Origin of the sequence: Microbulbifer weihaiensis, assembly GCF_048323715.1 — a bacterium.
Classification (GTDB): Bacteria; Pseudomonadota; Gammaproteobacteria; order Pseudomonadales; family Cellvibrionaceae; genus Microbulbifer.
Genome location: NZ_JBLWFL010000001.1, coordinates 650,644 through 666,648 on the forward strand (window position 1 = coordinate 650,644; position 16,005 = coordinate 666,648).

Here is a 16,005-nt window from a genome sequence, read left to right on the forward strand (position 1 = left end):
GCCTCAATATTTTATTTCCGATTTTGCACGCAAAACCTACCGTGTTTTTTACGTGGTGATCGTTTGATTTGAATCAAGAGCGCGCTGGCCCCCGCTGGTTAATCTGCACCTGCCTCGATGGAACGCCATACCTATAACGCTAAATCGCCTGTCCACGAGCTGCATAGCAAGGATTCAAACATTGGAGATAAACATGAAGAGAATGGCGTTTGGTATCGCTCTGGCCACATTGGTTTCCGGTTCCGCTGTGGCTTACGATGGTGGTGATTTTATTCTGCGCAGTGGCGTTGCCACGGTGAGCCCGGATGTCAGCTCCAGTGCACTGGCACTCGGTGGGACACAGTTGGATGGCACGGCTGCCGCTGTGGAAGACGGCTCCGCGCTGAGCCTGATCGGCACTTACATGCTGAGTGATCGCTGGGGGGTTGAAGTGGTTGCGGCAACACCTTTCAGCCATGACCTGCAAGTGTCGGGGTTGGGGGAAACATTCGACCTGGGCGAAACCAAACACCTGCCGCCTACCGTGTTATTGCAGTACTACCCGCTGGCACCGGCTTCCGCCGTGCAGCCCTATCTCGGCCTCGGTCTTAACTACACCGCCTTCTTCGATGAAAAGGTCAGTGGTACCGCGAATGATATTTTCGCGACCCTTGGGGCTACCGGTGACGCAAAACTTTCCTTGAAAAATTCCTCCGGGGTTGCCGCCGAAGCCGGCGTGGATGTCGCGTTCGGTGCGGATCAGCGCTGGTTGTTCAACCTGGCCGTGTGGTGGATGGATATCGACACCCGGGCCAGAGTGGATGTGCCTGGCGTAGGCAAGGTGACTGCCAATGTGGAACTGGACCCGCTGGTCTATACCGCCGGATTTGGCTACCGCTTCTGAAGCACAGCATAGATTCCCCCGGATCCCGGGAAGTCGTCACTGAAAGCTGCCGGCGTTTGATCGAGATCAAGCGCCGGCAGCGCTTCTGCAGGTAATTTCCCCCCGATCCACTTACCCAGACCAGAATTCAGAACCCGAGGTTCTCCGCAGATGGCCAATTCTTGCGATAGCGCAATGCCCGCTTCGACCAAACCCGACGCGCCGGGGCTCTCTCCGGAGCTACTGGCACGCTACGCCGGCCCCTGCCCGCGATATACCTCCTATCCCACGGCGGACCGCTTTGGCCCGCTGGAAGGCGACGAGCCCTGGGCCGCGTTGCAGCAGGTGAAAACGCTGTCGCTGTATGTGCATATCCCGTTCTGTCGTTCGCTCTGCTATTTCTGCGCCTGTAACAAGGTAATTACCCAGCAGTACGGCCTGGCCTCCAGCTATCTGGAAAATGTGTTGCGCGAGGCCCAGTGGTACCGCGACCGTGTAGCCAGGGCGCCGGTTGTGCAGTTGCATCTCGGTGGCGGCACGCCCACTTTCCTGAGTGATTCGGACTTGCAGCGATTGGTCAGTGGTCTCGGCGAGATCTTTGACCTGCGCCCCGGCGAGGATGTGGAGTACAGCGTGGAGGCGGATCCCCGCACGCTGGAGCCGGAAACCCTCGATACCCTGCGCGCGCTGGGCTTCAATCGCTTGAGCCTGGGTATCCAGGATTTCAACCCGGGGGTGCAACAGGCGGTCAACCGTGTGTGTACCGCTGAACAGGTGCGGGAACTGACCGAGCGGGCGCGCGAGCGCGGCTTTGGCTCGATTTCCTATGATCTGATTTACGGACTGCCCGGGCAGGATGTTGCGAGTCTGGAACACACCGTGGATAAAGTGCTGGAGCTGGCGCCGGATCGCATCGCCCTCTACCACTACGCGCATTTGCCGCATCGCTTCAAAGCCCAGCGCCTGATCGATTCCGACCTGATTCCGTCGCCGTCGGCCAAGATTGCCATGCAGCTGGCGGCGACCGAGAGGCTGACTGACGCCGGGTATCAGTTCCTTGGGATGGATCACTTCGCGCGCCCGGACGACAGCCTTGCGCTGGCGGCACAGGAGGGGCGTCTGGCGCGCAACTTCCAGGGTTACACGTTGATGCCGGCTGACGCTCTGGTCGGGCTCGGTGCGTCCGCCATCAGCTACAGCCGCGACGGTTACTGGCAAAACCAGCACAGTCTCAAAGAGTACGCCGCGGCCATCGCCGAGCGCGGTGAGGCCATCTGCCGCGGCTGGCAACTCAACGACGATGACCGCGTGCGCCAGTGGTTGATCATGGAACTGATGTGTCACCTGAAGGTGAGCAAGCAGGCACTGGAGGCGCGCACCGGTGTGCCGTTTGCGCAGTATTTCCGCGACGATGTGGCACGCCTGCGACCAATGTTCGATGACGGCCTGCTGCGTGACAGCGCAACTGACCTCTACGTCACCGAGCGCGGGCGCTGGTTCCTGCGCAACGCTGCCGCGGCATTCGACGCCTATCTGCACGGGGCAGCGAGTAATGCGACTTATTCCCGGGTGCTTTGAGTCAGCGGGACATTGCAGACTTATACACAGGCTTATCAAGGGTTTTTAACGGGGCGGGTGCTTTAAATTGGTGATGGGGATACAATCGGCCGCAATTCCAAGGGCGAGAACGCGGCGTAAACCGAACATGAAAGAAACTTCTTCTGCAGTCAGTTGTGGCAATTGCTCAGTCCGAAGACTGTGCCTGCCCGTGGGGCTGGCGGACGAAGATATCCAGCGCCTGGAGCAGGTCACGCGCAAGAAAAAGATCCTCAAGGCTGGGGATGTGCTGTTCCGCGCGGGCGACTCCTTTTCCAATTTGTATGCGATCCGCTCCGGCAGTTTCAAATCCGTGGTGATCGGTGCCGATGGCGATACCCAGGTGACCCACTTTGCCCTGCCGGGCGAGTTGCTGGGACTGGACGGTTACAGTGGCAGTGCCCACCCCAGTTACGCCGAGGCGCTGGAAGACAGCAGCGTGTGCGTGTTGCCGTTTAATCAGCTTGAGGGCCTTGCGCAGCAGGTGCCTGCCCTGCAGAAGCAGATTTACACCATTTTTTCTGAAGAGTTGAAACAGGAAAATGATGTGCTGCTGTTACTGGGCAAGCGATCTGCTGACATGCGCCTGGCGGCGCTGTTGCTGAATATTTCCAGCCGATATGCGCGCCGCGGTTATTCTGCCAGCGAATTTGTGTTGTCGATGCCGCGCACCGATATTGCCAATTACCTTGGCCTTACCGCAGAAACCGTCAGCCGCCTGATCTCCCGGTTCCAGAAACAGGGGCTGATCAAGGTTCAGGGGCGCGCGGTCACCATCCTCGACCTGATTGCCCTCAGTGAACTGGCGGGCACCCACTGCAGCTACGAAAACTGATCTACAAAAGCACAGGTAAAAGGCCAGCTATTCAGCTGGCCATGGCGGTGACTGTGCCATTTTCGGTGTCGGTGAGGTTTTCCAGCAGGGCCTGATAAAGCCGTTTTACGCCCTGGTGAAAGTGCACGCTTTCTTTTTCGTCCAGCTGCAATTCAATTTCTTCCCAATCCGCCGCGGTCAGGTACTGGGCCACCAGCGGCAGTAAAATCTCATTTTCTTTTTCCAGGTGTTGGCGTTGCAGGTCGATATATTCCTGCGCTGCGCCATAAAGCTGGGAGCGCTCCACGGCCGCATCATTGGCAACGGCATAAAACAGGGTGTTCATCCGCCGTGTGGCTGCGGCAATTGCCTGGTGTTCCCGCAAAACGTCTTCGACTACATCACGTATGTCGACAGGCTTACCCAGGAGGCGTTCAAAGACGAGATCCTCGACCGGGTGATGCCACTGATCGGGGTAGACGGAAAAGTAATCCAGTGCGTCAAGGATTAAGGTTAACGTTGCCGGATCGCGTTCTCGCTTGCCAAGCTGGTGCAGCAGCTTTTCGAATACGTCGAGCAATTGCTGCATGTGTTTGTGGTCATCGCATAGCTGCCAGAAGATGCCATTCATATCGCGCTCCTTGACTGAATATGATTATGTGCATCTACATTGTGGTGTGCCGGCAGGGAAGTGGCTTGATATGAATCAAGCCGCAGCTGGATCATGCTGCGGCTTGCGCCAGGTGAGAATAACGCGTTGATAGCTGCGTTTTTTGCGAGCGGCGCTCGGAATCAGAAGAAGTAATCTTCCAGTTCGATTTTTTCCCAGTCGTATATCTGGCGTTCGCCCCGGGCGGTGACAAGGTGTACTTTTGCAGCGGCAATACACTGTGACCAGTCCACCCGGTTCATGTCGACCAGTTCGGCGTCATCGCCCACGGGGATAATGGCATCCTCCCAGACCTGTGTGCACTGGTTGGGAATCTCGCCCTCGATCGCCAGCGTTTTGCCCACATAGCGGCCGTAGCGCAATTGCGGCATAGCATTCAGAAAGTATTTGTTGTCTGCGCTCTTGAGGTAGTACTTGCCATCCTCTTCCAGCACGGTGCCGCGCACAGAGATCCTTTCTGGCTGAATGGTTGCGCACGCGCTGAGCAGCAGCGCGCTAAGGCCGGTTGCCATGATGGCAACCGCAGGTTTTAACTTGATTCGCACTGTTGTGCCCCCCAGATTCTTTGTTTTGATCGGCATCGCCCGCTGGTGGTCGATGGCGGCAACCATAGCAACGGAATGGTTAAAGACCGGTGACATAAATATTGCAGAGAGAACCTCCCGCCACAGCATGATGGGAGAAAAGCTCTGATTGCCACTCAATCGACTGGCGCTTTACGGCCAGGTATTCGAACCCATTTCGCCGTGACCATCTTTCTGGTGCAGCAGTGGCGCTCCAGTGCCGATCAGGGCTGTATTAGATATCACAGAAGCCTTACAGCCCGCTTTCAGGTTGGCTGCTCGCCCTGAAAGACCGGAAATAAACCGCTGCAAGTTGCCGGCGGCGGCTAAATCGCGGCCAGCGCGTGGCTATGGCGGGCTATCGCGCCTTGCTTTAATTTGTGCTCGATTGGTCGATTTTTGCGACAACTGGTACTTTCGTGCAGATATATTCCGCGGATGCCCCCAACATGAGCGGAGCTGGACGCTGAAATGAATTTCTTTCATGTCCGGGCTTTGCGCCCCAGTCCCCCGCATGGTGTACAATGCGCCGCTTTCTGGGGCGGGCGGACCGGCCGGACATCTGGTGTGTACTGGATGTGTACCAATAGACCGGATGAATAGGTAAGCCCCTCTGTCGAGATTATGCTTAGTCGCTATAGCTGGTAGCGGTTCAACTGCCAGCGCAATTTCCGAGGGAATACCATGTTTGATAAATCAGTCACTCTTGCCTCTTACGATGCGGATCTGTGGGAAGCAATTCAGGACGAAGACCGTCGCCAGGAAGAACACATCGAGCTGATTGCCTCGGAGAACTACACCAGCCCGATGGTGATGGAAGCTCAGGGCACCAGCCTGACCAACAAGTACGCGGAAGGCTACCCGGGCAAGCGCTACTACGGCGGTTGTGAGTACGTCGACAAGGTGGAAGCCCTCGCGATCGAGCGTGCCAAAGCGCTGTTCGGCGCCGATTACGCCAACGTGCAGCCGCACTCCGGTTCCCAGGCCAACGCCGCGGTTTACCAGGCGCTGTGCGCCCCGGGCGACACCGTACTGGGCATGAGCCTGGCACACGGTGGCCACCTCACCCACGGTGCCAAGGTGAACTTCTCCGGCAAGATGTACAACGCGGTACAGTACGGCCTGAACCCGGAAACCGGCGAAGTGGATTACGACGAAGTCGAGCGCCTGGCGCTGGAGCACAAGCCGAAGATGATCGTGGCCGGCTTCTCCGCCTACAGCCGTATCATGGACTGGGCCAAGTTCCGCGAGATCGCCGACAAAGTTGGCGCTTACCTGATGGTGGACATGGCGCACGTTGCCGGTCTGGTTGCCGCAGGCGTTTACCCGTCACCGGTGCCCCACGCGGACGTGGTGACCTCTACCACGCACAAGACCCTGCGCGGTCCTCGCGGCGGCATCATCATTGCCAAGGCGAATGAAGAGATCGAGAAGAAGCTCAATAGCGCTGTATTCCCGGGTGGCCAGGGCGGCCCGCTGATGCACGTCATCGCGGCCAAGGCGGTTTCCTTTAAGGAAGCCATGACCCCTGAGTACAAGGCCTACCAGAAGAAAGTGGTAGAGAACGCCCGCGCCATGGCCGAGACCTTCCTCGATCGCGGTATCAACATCGTATCCGGCGGCACCGATGACCACCTGATGCTGGTTGACCTGATCGGCAAGGAATACACCGGTAAGGATGCGGATGAGGCGCTGGGCAATGCCAATATCACCGTGAACAAGAATGCGGTACCGAACGACCCGCGCTCTCCGTTCATCACCAGTGGCCTGCGTGTTGGCACCCCCGCCATCACCACCCGCGGCTTTGGTGTGGAAGAGACCAAGCAGCTGACCCACTGGATCTGCGACATTCTGGATGCACTGGAGAAGGGTGACGCCGAGGCAACCATTGCCCAGGTGAAAGCCAAGGTACTGGAAATCTGCGCGCAATTCCCGGTATACAAAGGCTGATTGCCAAGTTTGCCAGTCTCCAAAAAACGGCCCTTTTCAGGGCCGTTTTTCTTTTCCCCTTCCAAATCTTGGGAAATTGTCTGCAAGCCTGAGAAATGACCGGTGGTTTCTGGTTTAATACGCCCCCTTATAAGCCGGAGCGAAGTTCAACTTTTGTGCCGGCGGGTTCGGTGCATTTTTTGCACTGAGAATAAATAGCATCAAGGATGTGCTGCTAATCGCCCTGTGTACCCGGTTGGGTGCCAGGCACTTTCGGGTCCAAGCGGTTTCAGGATTCGACGCTTCCGTGCAGTGGCTGGAGAGCTCTGCGGAAGCTCTGAAGTAACCGTGCAGTATCACTGCGGAGCGAGAGTAGAGCATGCGCCCAATATCCAAAATATTGGCCACCCTGTTGGCTATCATTGGTTTCAGCCTGAACGCTCAGGCAAAAGAATTGCACTTCGCCAACTGGTCGGAGTCCATCGCTGAAGACACCATTGCGGACTTCGAATCCGCGACCGGCATCAAGGTGCACTATTTCGAATTCGACGATATCGAGGAGCTGGAGCAGGTCTGGCTTAAAGAAGGTCGCCAATTCGATGTCATCGTGCCGGGCTCTGACAACATCCCCAAATATATTGCCGCGGGGCAGCTGCAGAAGCTGAATCGCGACCGTATCGACAACTGGCACCAGAACGATCCCAAGTTCATGGAGCGCCTGGCCCTGTTCGATACCGGTAACCAGTATGCGATTCCCTATCTGTGGGGCACGGTGGGTATCGGCTACAACGTACAGGCGGTGGAAAAAGCCTTTGGCGGGGTGCTGCCGGAAGACAGCTGGGACCTGCTGTTCGACCCCGAATACCTCGGCAAGCTCGACCACTGCAACGCAACCCTGATGCGCTCTCCCGAAGAGATCTTCGATGTAGCGCTCAAGTACCTCAATAAAGATCCCAACTCCATGAGCGTTGCCCACCAGTACATGGTGGCGAACCTGTTGTCCAAGGTGCGTCTGCACATCACCGACTTTGATTCCGGTGAGTATGTGGAAGACCTGGCCAGCGGCAAGCGCTGTATTGCCCACGCGTGGAGCGGGGATGTGCTGGAGGCCCAGCAGCAGGCCCGGGATGCCGGTAAGCCGTTCGATATCCGCTACGTCATGCCGAAAGAGGGTTTCCCGCTGTGGATCGATGTCGTCTCCATTCCCAGCAATGCCCAGAACGTGGATGCCGCCTACCAGTTCCTGAATTACCTGATGCAGCCCAGTGTCATTGCCAATATCAGCAATGAGACCCAGTACGCCAACGCCAACATGGCGGCGCAGGAGCTGGTGGATCCAGAGTTGCTGAACAACCCCATCGTTTACCCGCGCCCGCAGGAGCTGGAACGCACCTGGATCCCGGCCGCCACCAGCAACCGCGTTTTGGCGCTGCGGCATAAGCTGTGGCAGCGGATTATTGAGCGGGAGGAGATCTAATTGGGTTTAAGACTCAATTTTCCACTCTTGCCGTGTGCTCGTTAGTCACGAAGTGCAGGAGCTCAATGCGAAGCAAGGGTACAGGGTAGGGCTTTTCAAAACCGTCGTCGCCATGGATGGCGGCGCCGGAGCGTACATGGATGTACTCGCAGCGATTTTGAAAAGCCCTGCCCGGTGCCCTTGCGCCACATTAGGTGCTTCAGAATAAGGAGTTGTTGGGCAGATAAGTGGCAGCATCGATGCCGGGTGTGCTCTTACGGGCCACGGGCTGGGCGCCCCCCCTTACACCCATCCATGGGGGGCTCGGCTGCGGCCATCCAGGCCGCAGACGGTCCTGCAAGAGCACACCCGGCATCGACGCTTTCGCCCAAGGCTGGTGCTACTTGGCTAGTCTGTGCGCTTTTCAGGCCTAATTTGTCGCCATGTGGTAAACTGCCGCCCATTTTCTGATAGGGCCAACTCCCCATGCACTGTCCGTTCTGCAGCGCAGAAGAAACCAAAGTCGTAGATTCCCGCCTGGTGGCCAATGGCGACCAGGTGCGCCGTCGTCGCGAATGCCTGCAGTGCCACGAGCGTTTCACGACCTTTGAGACCGCAGAACTGGTACTGCCGCGGGTCGTCAAGCAGAACGGCCAGCGCGAGCCCTTCAACGAGGACAAGCTGCGCGCCGGTATCCAGCGCGCCGTGGAGAAACGCCCGGTCAGCACCGAGCGGGTCGAAGCCGCCGTCGCCCAGATCAAGCACGCCCTGCAGGCCACCGGCGAGCGTGAACTCCCGGCCATGCATATCGGCGAGCTGGTGATGGAGCAATTGCGCGAGCTCGACCAGGTCGCCTATGTTCGCTTTGCCTCGGTTTACCGCCGTTTTGAAGACCTCAGCGAATTCAGCGACGAGATCGAGCGCCTCACCACCCGCGGCAAATCCAGCGCAGAATCCGGAGACGCCAAGTGACGCCAACAGAACTCATGGCCCGCGCCATCCAGCTGGCCGAGCGCGGCCTGTATACCACCATGCCCAACCCCCGGGTCGGCTGTGTCATTGCTGACGCCGACGGCAACATCCTCGGCGAAGGCTGGCACCAGCGCGCCGGTGAGGGGCATGCGGAAGTCGAGGCGTTGAAGGCGGCCGGGGACAGCGCCAAAGGCAACATCGTCTACGTTACCCTGGAACCCTGCAGTCACAGCGGCAAGACCGGCCCCTGCGCCGATGCCCTGGTGGCCGCCGGAGTGGCCAAAGTCGTATTCGGTATGGAAGACCCGAACCCCAGCGTCAGCGGTAAAGGGTTACAAAAACTGCGCGATGCGGGTATTGAAGTGGAAGGCCCGTTGCTGGAAGAATCCTGCCGCGCGCTGAACCCCGGGTTTATCAAGCGCATGACCCAGGGCCTGCCGTTGGTGCGCAGCAAGTCGGCCATGAGTATCGACGGCCGCACCGCCATGGCCAGTGGTGAATCCAAGTGGGTCACCGGCCCCGCCGCCCGCGCCGATGTGCAGAACCTGCGCGCGCGCAGCTGTGCCGTGGTGACCGGTGTCGACACCGTGCGCCACGACAACCCGAACATGAACGTGCGCCCGGAGGAAATGGCGTTGCCGCCGGAGCTCGCCGCGGCCGCCGCGGAGAAGCAGCCCCTGCGGGTGATCGTCGACAGCCAGCTGCGCACGCCGGCCAAAGCCTTTATTTTGCACGGCACTGGCCCCACATTGGTGGTCACAACGGACGCCGCAGACAGCGAGCGCCGTGCGCGGCTGGAGAAGACCGGCGCCGAGGTACTGGTATTGCCGGCGGACAAAAACGGCCGGGTTCACCTGGGCGAGCTGCTGAAAGAACTCGCGCGGCGGGAGTGCAACGAGGTGCTGATCGAGAGTGGCGCGACCCTCTCCGGTGCCTTCATGTACCAGGGGCATGTGGATGAAATCATCGTCTATGTGGCGCCAAAGATCCTGGGCTCCAGTGCGCGGCCACTGTTTGAACTGCCGATCGAGCGCATGGGTTCCATGCTGCCGATCACCATCACCGATATGCGCGCGGTGGGCCACGATTGGCGCATTACCGCGACCACAGATATAGAGCGCTAATGTTTACCGGAATAGTAGAAGCCGTTGGAGAAATCACCGCGCTGCAACCCAGTGGCGGAGACCTGCGAGTGCGGGTCAAGAGCGGCAAGCTGGATCTCTCCGATGTAAAGCTCGGCGACAGTATCGCCACCAATGGTGTCTGCCTGACCGTCGTGGATTTACCCGGTGACGGTTACTGGGCGGATGTTTCAGCGGAAACCCTGGCCGTTGCCACCGTTGGCAGCTGGAAGCTCGGCGACAAGGTCAATCTGGAAAAGGCCCTCACGCCCCAGACCCGCCTGGGCGGACATATGGTGAGCGGCCATGTGGATGGCAGAGGCGAGGTAGTGTGGCGCAAAACCACAGCCCGCGCCGAGCAGTTCCGCCTGCGCGCGCCAGACGAACTGGCAAAGTACATTGCCCACAAGGGCTCGATCACCGTGGATGGCACCAGCCTGACGGTGAACGCGGTTGATGGCGCTGAGTTCGAACTCACCATCGTGCCGCACACCATTGCCGAAACCGTGATCGGCGGATACCAGGCTGGCACCCAGGTGAACCTGGAAGTGGACTTGATAGCCCGTTATCTGGAGCGACTACTCTTGGGAGACGCCGCAGCCAAGTCCAAGGATGAGGGGCTGACCCTGGAATTCCTCGCCCAGCACGGGTTTTACAAAGCGTAAAGCCGACAGCCCCTCTTAATTAGGGACTCTTCAGGGACTCTACGAGACATACGTGACGGGCGTCGGGCCCGTCGAACAAACCAGAGGTTTTATGGAACTGAACAGCGTTGAAGAACTGATCGACGATATCCGCCAGGGCAAAATGGTAATCCTGATGGACGACGAAGATCGCGAGAACGAAGGTGACCTCGTGATCGCCGCCGAGCAGGTTCGTCCGGAAGATATCAATTTCATGGCCACCCACGCCCGCGGTCTCATCTGCCTGACCCTGACGGCAGAGCGCTGCGAGCAGCTCGACCTGCCTCTGATGTCCCGCGACAATGGCGCCCAGTTCAGCACCAACTTCACCGTTTCCATCGAAGCCGCGGAAGGGGTTACCACAGGCATCTCCGCCGCTGATCGCGCACGCACCATTCGCGCGGCCGTTGCCCGCAATGCCAAGCCCTCTGACATCGTCCAGCCTGGGCACATCTTCCCGATCAAGGCGCAGCCGGGCGGCGTACTGAGCCGTGCCGGCCACACTGAAGCGGGCTGCGACCTCGCGCGCCTGGCCGGCTTTGAGCCCGCCGCCGCCATCGTTGAAATCATGAATGAAGACGGCACCATGGCGCGCCGCCCGGATCTGGAAAAATTTGCCCAGCTGCACAATCTCAAGATCGGCACCATCGCCGACCTGATCAACTACCGGGCCCTGAACGAGAAAACGGTCGAGTGCGTCAATGACCGCAAGGTGCACACCGAATTCGGCGAATTCAAACTGCGCACCTACCTCGACAAAGCCCGCCGCGAGCGCCACTTCGCGTTCTGCCTTGGTGACTTCAGCCCGGAAGAGCCGACCCTGGTGCGTGTGCACGTGGCCAGTACCCTGCGCGATGTGTTCAGCCTGCGCCGCGGCGATGAAAAATATGCGCCCTGGACGTTCCGCAGTGCCCTGAAAAAGGTCGCGGAAGAAGGCAAGGGCGTGGTGGTGGTGATCTGCCACAACGAAACCACCGATGAAATCGAAGAGAGCATCGACTGGCTGATCAGTGGCAAGCAGCAGCGCCCCAGCCAGGATCTGGTGTACAAGCAGGTGGGCACCGGCTCGCAGATCCTGCGTGACCTCAAAGTGCGCAAGATGCGCCTGATGAGCGCGCCGTTCAAATTCAGCGCTATTTCCGGTTTCGACCTGGAAGTAGAGGAATACCTTAACGCCGAAGAGATTTAGGAAATCTCTGAAAAGCTACTGCGCGTGTGCCTGGCGGCAGCCGGCAGTGCTCGGAATGCTTATCAGCGACTTCCCCGAGTTGTAAATAATGGGTTGTACAAGCCCATAAATGTGAATCGAAGGCAGAGTGCCGGGGATGGTTTTTCAGGAGTGTCGGCAACATGGATGTTGCCGACGCAGCGTACAGGGACGTATTCACAGCGATCCTGAAAACCCATCCCCGGTGCGCTGCCGCCACTGCACTGGATCCGAAGCTCAAAATGGGTTGGCAGTGGATTAGCAAAAATGGAAAACGTCATGAGCAATATCAAAGTGATCGAAGGGGATTTCATTGGCAGCACTGGCAAATATGCACTGCTGGTCAGCCGCTGGAACAGTTTTGTGGTAGAGAGCCTGAAAGACGGCGCGCTGGATACCCTGCGTCGCAAAGGCATCAAAGAAGAAGACATCACCATCTACTACGCCCCGGGTGCGTTTGAATTCCCGCTGGCCGCGCAGAAAATTGCCGAGACCAAGAAGTTCGACGCGGTGATCGCACTGGGTGCCGTTATCCGCGGTGGTACCCCGCACTTTGAATACGTCGCCGGCGAGTGCACCAAAGGCCTCGCGCAGGTATCCCTGAATACCGGTGTTCCTGTGACCTTCGGTGTCCTGACCGTAGACTCCATCGAGCAGGCCATCGAGCGCTCTGGCACCAAGGCCGGCAACAAAGGCTGCGAAGCTGCGGAAACCGCGCTGGAAATGGTTTCCCTGCTGGGCAAAATCTGATTTTGAGACTGAATTGAGATGACTGTAACTGCATCCGCCCGCCGCAAGGCTCGCCACTACGCCATGCAAGCCCTGTATCAGTGGCAAATGGCCGGCGCCAACCTCAATGCCATTGAGGCCGAGTTTCATGCCGACAACGACATGAGCAAAACCGACGTAGCTTACTTTCGCGAGCTGCTGCACGGCGTAGCAAAAAACCTCGACGACATTGAAAACACCTATGCGGAATATCTGGATCGCAAGGTCGATGATCTGGATCCGGTTTCCCGCGCCTTGCTGCGTATGTCCACATACGAGCTGCAGAGCCGTATCGATGTCCCCTACAAAGTGGTGATCAACGAAGCGGTAGCGTTGGCGAAGAAATTCGGCCCAACCGACGCGTACAAGTACATCAACGGTATTCTCGACAAAGTCGCCGCCAAAGTGCGCAGCGTCGAAGTTAAAGCCGATAAAGGCTGATCCCCCAGTTATGGCCGGTCCCGGTGAGTTCGAACTGATACAGGAATACTTCCTGTCGCAGTTTTCTGGATCGGATCCCGCGGCCGGCGTTGAGCTGGGGATTGGCGACGACTGTGCCCTGCTGATCCCGCCGCCCGGAAAAATGCTCGCCACCAGCGTCGATACACTGGTGGCGGGGGTTCACTTTCCCGCAGATGCCGATCCCTACCGTATTGCCAGTCGCGCGCTGCGGGTCAACCTCAGCGATCTTGCCGCGATGAATGCGGAACCCCTGTGGTTTACCCTCGCACTCACGCTGCCGCAAAGTGATGCCGCCTGGCTCGACAGCTTTGCGCGCGGGCTGGTGGATACCGCGCGTCAGTTCAATATCACTCTGGTTGGGGGCGACACCACCAAGGGCCCGCTTTCGATCACCATTCAGGTCACCGGCGCTACCGGGCAGCCACTGCGGCGCAGCGGCGCGGGCGAGGGGGATCTGGTGTATGTCAGCCACAGCCTGGGCGCAGCCGCAGCCGCCCTGCCATTGATTCTGGGCGAAACCGCGGGAAGCTCAGAACAGCAACAGCAGGCGGATGCCGCCTACTACTTTCCCGAACCGCAGTTTGAACTGGTGCGGCAAATGGGCGTTTTTGCCAGCGCCGCACTGGATATCTCCGACGGCCTGCTGGCGGATCTCGGGCATATCTGCAGTGCGAGCCAATTGGGGGCAGAGATCGATCTGGGACAGCTGCCAATTGCAGCCCTGGCTCAGGCGGCTGGAACCGAGCGCGCGCTGCAACTGGCAGCGGCTGGCGGCGACGACTACCAGCTGTGTTTTACCGTGCCGGAGCGGCACCAGGCAGCGCTTGCGCAGCTGCAATTGCCAATTACCGCAATCGGCAAAATGACAGCAGACAACGGGGTTCGCTGCACTTATGGCGGCCAGCCCTGGCTGCCGCAGCAAACCGGCTACCAGCATTTTTGAGCGGCAGGAAAAAATACAATGAATACGCCGACCTTCTCACAACTCCGACGCAGCCCCGTGCTGTTTCTCGCCTTTGGCTTCGGCTCCGGGCTCGCCAAAAAGGCACCGGGCACCTTTGGTACCCTTGCCGCAGTTCCGCTGTGGTGGGGAATGCAGTTCCTGTCGGTGCCGGCATACGTCGCGGTTGTGGTCGTGGCGGCGATCCTCGGTTGCTACCTGTGCGGCGAGGCTTCCCGCAAGCTCGGAGTCCACGACCACGGCGGCATCGTCTGGGATGAGTTTGTCGGTTACTGGATCACCATGTTTCTCGCGCCCGCTGGCTGGCTATGGGCGCTCTACGGGTTCGTGCTGTTCCGTATTTTCGATATCGCCAAGCCCCAGCCCATCGGCTGGGCGGATCGCCGGGTACACGGTGGTCTGGGAATCATGCTCGACGATATACTGGCGGGTATCTACGCGGCGCTGGTGCTGCAGGGTACCGCATTGGCACTCACCGTAATGTGACTGGACTCTGAGGCGGGATGCCGATGAAAACCTTTCCTGTTTTGGCTATCGCGCTGCTGGCCGCGTTCTCGGGCAATGTTGCAGCGGCGCAGGATGTAAGGCTGCAGGCCATTTTTGGCAGCAGCGCCATGTTCGAAATTGACGGGCGCAAGCGCGTGTTGAAATCCGGTGCCAGCTCCCCGGAAGGAGTGAAGCTGCTGAGTGTCACCAGTGAATATGCACTGGTCTTGATTGACGGCCGCGAGCAGCGCCTGACACTGGATGCGCCGGTCGCCACGAGCTATGCGCAAGCGGGCCGGGCCGAGGTGCGCCTGACGCCAGACAGCCGTGGACATTACAGCACCACGGCCTGGATCAATGGGCGCAGGGTGCCTGTCATGGTGGATACCGGCGCGACCAGTATCGCGTTCAACTACCCCACTGCCCGCAACCTGGGGCTGGATTTGAGCCGGGCCCGGCCGCTGAATGTCTCCACCGCCAGTGGGGTTGAGCGCGCCTATAGCCTGCAGCTCGACAGCGTCACGATTGGCGGTATCAAGGTGCATAACGTTCAGGCGACGGTGCTGGGGAATGATTTCCCGCAAGTCACGTTGCTGGGTAACAGTTTTTTAAGCCGCGTGGATATGCAGCAGCAGGATGGTTTGCTGTTGCTGCGCGCGCGCAATTGATGGATTGACGAGGTATCAGCTTGACCATTCGCTATGTGGAATCCTCCAAACTGCCGACGTCCTGGGGCATGTTTGCGATGCACGGTTTTGAAGAAGTGGAAACCGGCAAGGAACATGTTGTCCTGACTATGGGCGACCTGGATACCGACGAGCCAGTGCTGGCCCGCATTCACTCTGAGTGCCTGACCGGTGATGCGCTGTTCTCACTACGCTGTGATTGTGGTGCGCAGCTCCAGCACGCGCTGCATCGCATCGCGACGGAAGGCCGTGGTGCGGTGTTCTATCTGCGTCAGGAGGGGCGTGGCATTGGCCTGCTGAACAAGATCCGCGCATATAAACTGCAGGACTGTGGCGCGGATACCGTGGAGGCCAATGAGCAGCTGGGCTTTGGCGCCGACATGCGCGACTACTCGATCCTGAAACCGATGATCGAGCACCTGGGGATAAAATCGATCCGCCTGATGACGAACAACCCGCGCAAGGTGAAAGCACTGCAGGATCTCGGTATAGAAGTTACCGAGCGTCTGCCGCACCAGTCCGGCCGCAACCCGCACAATGTGAATTACCTTTCCACCAAGAAAGGCAAGCTCGGTCACCTGTTCGACGACGAGGAAAATACGGAAAAATAACCGGGCAGTGTTTCCCGGCTGTTGCCTCAATAAACCAGATGAAAAAGCCCCGATGCAGCGTCCTGCATCGGGGCTTTTTTTACCAAGGTTGCCTGGCTTCCTCCTGATCTGCCGGAGTGCGGTTCTTCATTCCTGTTAATACACTGCTGGCCGCTCAA

General features: G+C 58.9%; 18 protein-coding genes. 16 read left to right on the forward strand and 2 right to left on the reverse strand.

The genetic code is table 11. The features are described 5' to 3' along the window. Window positions 1-193 precede the first annotated feature (193 nt). The 3 genes from ACNKU7_RS02755 to fnr all read left to right on the forward strand — a co-directional run bounded on the left by ACNKU7_RS02755 (window position 194) and on the right by fnr (window position 3,293). Complete coding sequence (locus tag ACNKU7_RS02755; RefSeq protein WP_418295430.1) at window positions 194-883, forward strand: OmpW/AlkL family protein; 690 nt, start codon at window positions 194-196, stop codon at window positions 881-883. 174 nt (window positions 884-1,057) lie between these two features. Further along, window positions 1,058-2,440, forward strand: a complete 1,383-nt coding sequence (gene hemN, locus ACNKU7_RS02760) for an oxygen-independent coproporphyrinogen III oxidase (protein ID WP_418295431.1) — start codon at window positions 1,058-1,060, stop codon at window positions 2,438-2,440. A gap of 127 nt (window positions 2,441-2,567) precedes the next feature. Continuing rightward, the gene (gene fnr / locus ACNKU7_RS02765; protein ID WP_418295432.1) at window positions 2,568-3,293 is read left to right on the forward strand and encodes a fumarate/nitrate reduction transcriptional regulator Fnr; all 726 of its coding nucleotides are present in this window, start codon (window positions 2,568-2,570) and stop codon (window positions 3,291-3,293) included. A gap of 31 nt (window positions 3,294-3,324) precedes the next feature. On the opposite strand, the gene ACNKU7_RS02770 is transcribed toward fnr, so the two are convergent. Next, window positions 3,325-3,903 (reverse strand): hemerythrin domain-containing protein, encoded by a 579-nt coding sequence (locus ACNKU7_RS02770; protein ID WP_418295433.1) that lies wholly within the window; start codon window positions 3,901-3,903, stop codon window positions 3,325-3,327. Between the two features lie 161 nt (window positions 3,904-4,064). Beyond that, complete coding sequence (locus ACNKU7_RS02775; protein WP_418295434.1) at window positions 4,065-4,454, reverse strand: hypothetical protein; 390 nt, start codon at window positions 4,452-4,454, stop codon at window positions 4,065-4,067. Between ACNKU7_RS02775 and ACNKU7_RS02780 the strand changes: the two genes are divergently transcribed. The 13 genes from ACNKU7_RS02780 (at window position 4,453) to ribA (ending at window position 15,847) form a co-directional block, all read left to right on the forward strand. Then, window positions 4,453-4,635, forward strand: a complete 183-nt coding sequence (locus ACNKU7_RS02780; RefSeq protein WP_418295435.1) for a hypothetical protein — start codon at window positions 4,453-4,455, stop codon at window positions 4,633-4,635. The genes ACNKU7_RS02775 and ACNKU7_RS02780 overlap by 2 nt on opposite strands. A 554-nt stretch (window positions 4,636-5,189) precedes the next feature. Continuing rightward, on the forward strand, window positions 5,190-6,455 hold the full coding sequence (gene glyA, locus ACNKU7_RS02785; protein ID WP_418295436.1) for a serine hydroxymethyltransferase: 1,266 nt from the start codon (window positions 5,190-5,192) through the stop codon (window positions 6,453-6,455). A 358-nt stretch (window positions 6,456-6,813) separates the two neighbouring features. Continuing rightward, window positions 6,814-7,911, forward strand: a complete 1,098-nt coding sequence (locus ACNKU7_RS02790; RefSeq protein ID WP_418295437.1) for an extracellular solute-binding protein — start codon at window positions 6,814-6,816, stop codon at window positions 7,909-7,911. A 465-nt stretch (window positions 7,912-8,376) separates the two neighbouring features. Continuing rightward, on the forward strand, window positions 8,377-8,862 hold the full coding sequence (nrdR, locus tag ACNKU7_RS02795) for a transcriptional regulator NrdR (protein WP_418295438.1): 486 nt from the start codon (window positions 8,377-8,379) through the stop codon (window positions 8,860-8,862). A gap of 14 nt (window positions 8,863-8,876) precedes the next feature. Then, window positions 8,877-9,986: a bifunctional diaminohydroxyphosphoribosylaminopyrimidine deaminase/5-amino-6-(5-phosphoribosylamino)uracil reductase RibD gene (gene ribD / locus ACNKU7_RS02800; RefSeq protein ID WP_418295637.1), complete on the forward strand. Its 1,110-nt coding sequence runs from the start codon at window positions 8,877-8,879 to the stop codon at window positions 9,984-9,986. Further along, window positions 9,986-10,648, forward strand: coding sequence for a riboflavin synthase (locus ACNKU7_RS02805; RefSeq protein ID WP_418295439.1), 663 nt, complete (start codon window positions 9,986-9,988; stop codon window positions 10,646-10,648). Before ribD ends, ACNKU7_RS02805 begins: the two co-directional genes overlap by 1 nt. 91 nt (window positions 10,649-10,739) lie before the next feature. Next, on the forward strand, window positions 10,740-11,855 hold the full coding sequence (gene ribBA, locus ACNKU7_RS02810; RefSeq protein ID WP_418295440.1) for a bifunctional 3,4-dihydroxy-2-butanone-4-phosphate synthase/GTP cyclohydrolase II: 1,116 nt from the start codon (window positions 10,740-10,742) through the stop codon (window positions 11,853-11,855). Between the two features lie 297 nt (window positions 11,856-12,152). After that, the gene (gene ribH, locus ACNKU7_RS02815; RefSeq protein WP_418295441.1) at window positions 12,153-12,623 is read left to right on the forward strand and encodes a 6,7-dimethyl-8-ribityllumazine synthase; all 471 of its coding nucleotides are present in this window, start codon (window positions 12,153-12,155) and stop codon (window positions 12,621-12,623) included. Between the two features lie 18 nt (window positions 12,624-12,641). Then, the gene (gene nusB / locus ACNKU7_RS02820) at window positions 12,642-13,082 is read left to right on the forward strand and encodes a transcription antitermination factor NusB (protein WP_418295442.1); all 441 of its coding nucleotides are present in this window, start codon (window positions 12,642-12,644) and stop codon (window positions 13,080-13,082) included. 10 nt (window positions 13,083-13,092) lie between these two features. After that, the gene (gene thiL / locus ACNKU7_RS02825; protein ID WP_418295443.1) at window positions 13,093-14,046 is read left to right on the forward strand and encodes a thiamine-phosphate kinase; all 954 of its coding nucleotides are present in this window, start codon (window positions 13,093-13,095) and stop codon (window positions 14,044-14,046) included. Window positions 14,047-14,064: 18 nt separating this feature from the next. Then, on the forward strand, window positions 14,065-14,550 hold the full coding sequence (locus ACNKU7_RS02830; protein WP_418295444.1) for a phosphatidylglycerophosphatase A family protein: 486 nt from the start codon (window positions 14,065-14,067) through the stop codon (window positions 14,548-14,550). 23 nt (window positions 14,551-14,573) lie between these two features. Further along, window positions 14,574-15,218, forward strand: coding sequence for a retropepsin-like aspartic protease family protein (locus ACNKU7_RS02835; RefSeq protein WP_418295445.1), 645 nt, complete (start codon window positions 14,574-14,576; stop codon window positions 15,216-15,218). A gap of 20 nt (window positions 15,219-15,238) precedes the next feature. Continuing rightward, window positions 15,239-15,847: a GTP cyclohydrolase II gene (gene ribA, locus ACNKU7_RS02840; protein ID WP_418295446.1), complete on the forward strand. Its 609-nt coding sequence runs from the start codon at window positions 15,239-15,241 to the stop codon at window positions 15,845-15,847. Window positions 15,848-16,005: the final 158 nt, after the last annotated feature.

What these genes read in the sequence shown, in the direction of transcription:
- ACNKU7_RS02755 (WP_418295430.1), top strand. Translation starts at nt 194, where the DNA reads ATGAAGAGAATGGCGTTTGGTATCGCTCTGGCCACATTGGTTTCCGGT.
- hemN (WP_418295431.1), top strand. Translation starts at nt 1,058, where the DNA reads ATGCCCGCTTCGACCAAACCCGACGCGCCGGGGCTCTCTCCGGAGCTA.
- fnr (WP_418295432.1), top strand. Translation starts at nt 2,568, where the DNA reads ATGAAAGAAACTTCTTCTGCAGTCAGTTGTGGCAATTGCTCAGTCCGA.
- ACNKU7_RS02770 (WP_418295433.1), bottom strand. Translation starts at nt 3,903, where the DNA reads ATGAATGGCATCTTCTGGCAGCTATGCGATGACCACAAACACATGCAG.
- ACNKU7_RS02780 (WP_418295435.1), top strand. Translation starts at nt 4,453, where the DNA reads ATGATGGCAACCGCAGGTTTTAACTTGATTCGCACTGTTGTGCCCCCC.
- ACNKU7_RS02775 (WP_418295434.1), bottom strand. Translation starts at nt 4,454, where the DNA reads ATGGCAACCGGCCTTAGCGCGCTGCTGCTCAGCGCGTGCGCAACCATT.
- glyA (WP_418295436.1), top strand. Translation starts at nt 5,190, where the DNA reads ATGTTTGATAAATCAGTCACTCTTGCCTCTTACGATGCGGATCTGTGG.
- ACNKU7_RS02790 (WP_418295437.1), top strand. Translation starts at nt 6,814, where the DNA reads ATGCGCCCAATATCCAAAATATTGGCCACCCTGTTGGCTATCATTGGT.
- nrdR (WP_418295438.1), top strand. Translation starts at nt 8,377, where the DNA reads ATGCACTGTCCGTTCTGCAGCGCAGAAGAAACCAAAGTCGTAGATTCC.
- ribD (WP_418295637.1), top strand. Translation starts at nt 8,877, where the DNA reads ATGGCCCGCGCCATCCAGCTGGCCGAGCGCGGCCTGTATACCACCATG.
- ACNKU7_RS02805 (WP_418295439.1), top strand. Translation starts at nt 9,986, where the DNA reads ATGTTTACCGGAATAGTAGAAGCCGTTGGAGAAATCACCGCGCTGCAA.
- ribBA (WP_418295440.1), top strand. Translation starts at nt 10,740, where the DNA reads ATGGAACTGAACAGCGTTGAAGAACTGATCGACGATATCCGCCAGGGC.
- ribH (WP_418295441.1), top strand. Translation starts at nt 12,153, where the DNA reads ATGAGCAATATCAAAGTGATCGAAGGGGATTTCATTGGCAGCACTGGC.
- nusB (WP_418295442.1), top strand. Translation starts at nt 12,642, where the DNA reads ATGACTGTAACTGCATCCGCCCGCCGCAAGGCTCGCCACTACGCCATG.
- thiL (WP_418295443.1), top strand. Translation starts at nt 13,093, where the DNA reads ATGGCCGGTCCCGGTGAGTTCGAACTGATACAGGAATACTTCCTGTCG.
- ACNKU7_RS02830 (WP_418295444.1), top strand. Translation starts at nt 14,065, where the DNA reads ATGAATACGCCGACCTTCTCACAACTCCGACGCAGCCCCGTGCTGTTT.
- ACNKU7_RS02835 (WP_418295445.1), top strand. Translation starts at nt 14,574, where the DNA reads ATGAAAACCTTTCCTGTTTTGGCTATCGCGCTGCTGGCCGCGTTCTCG.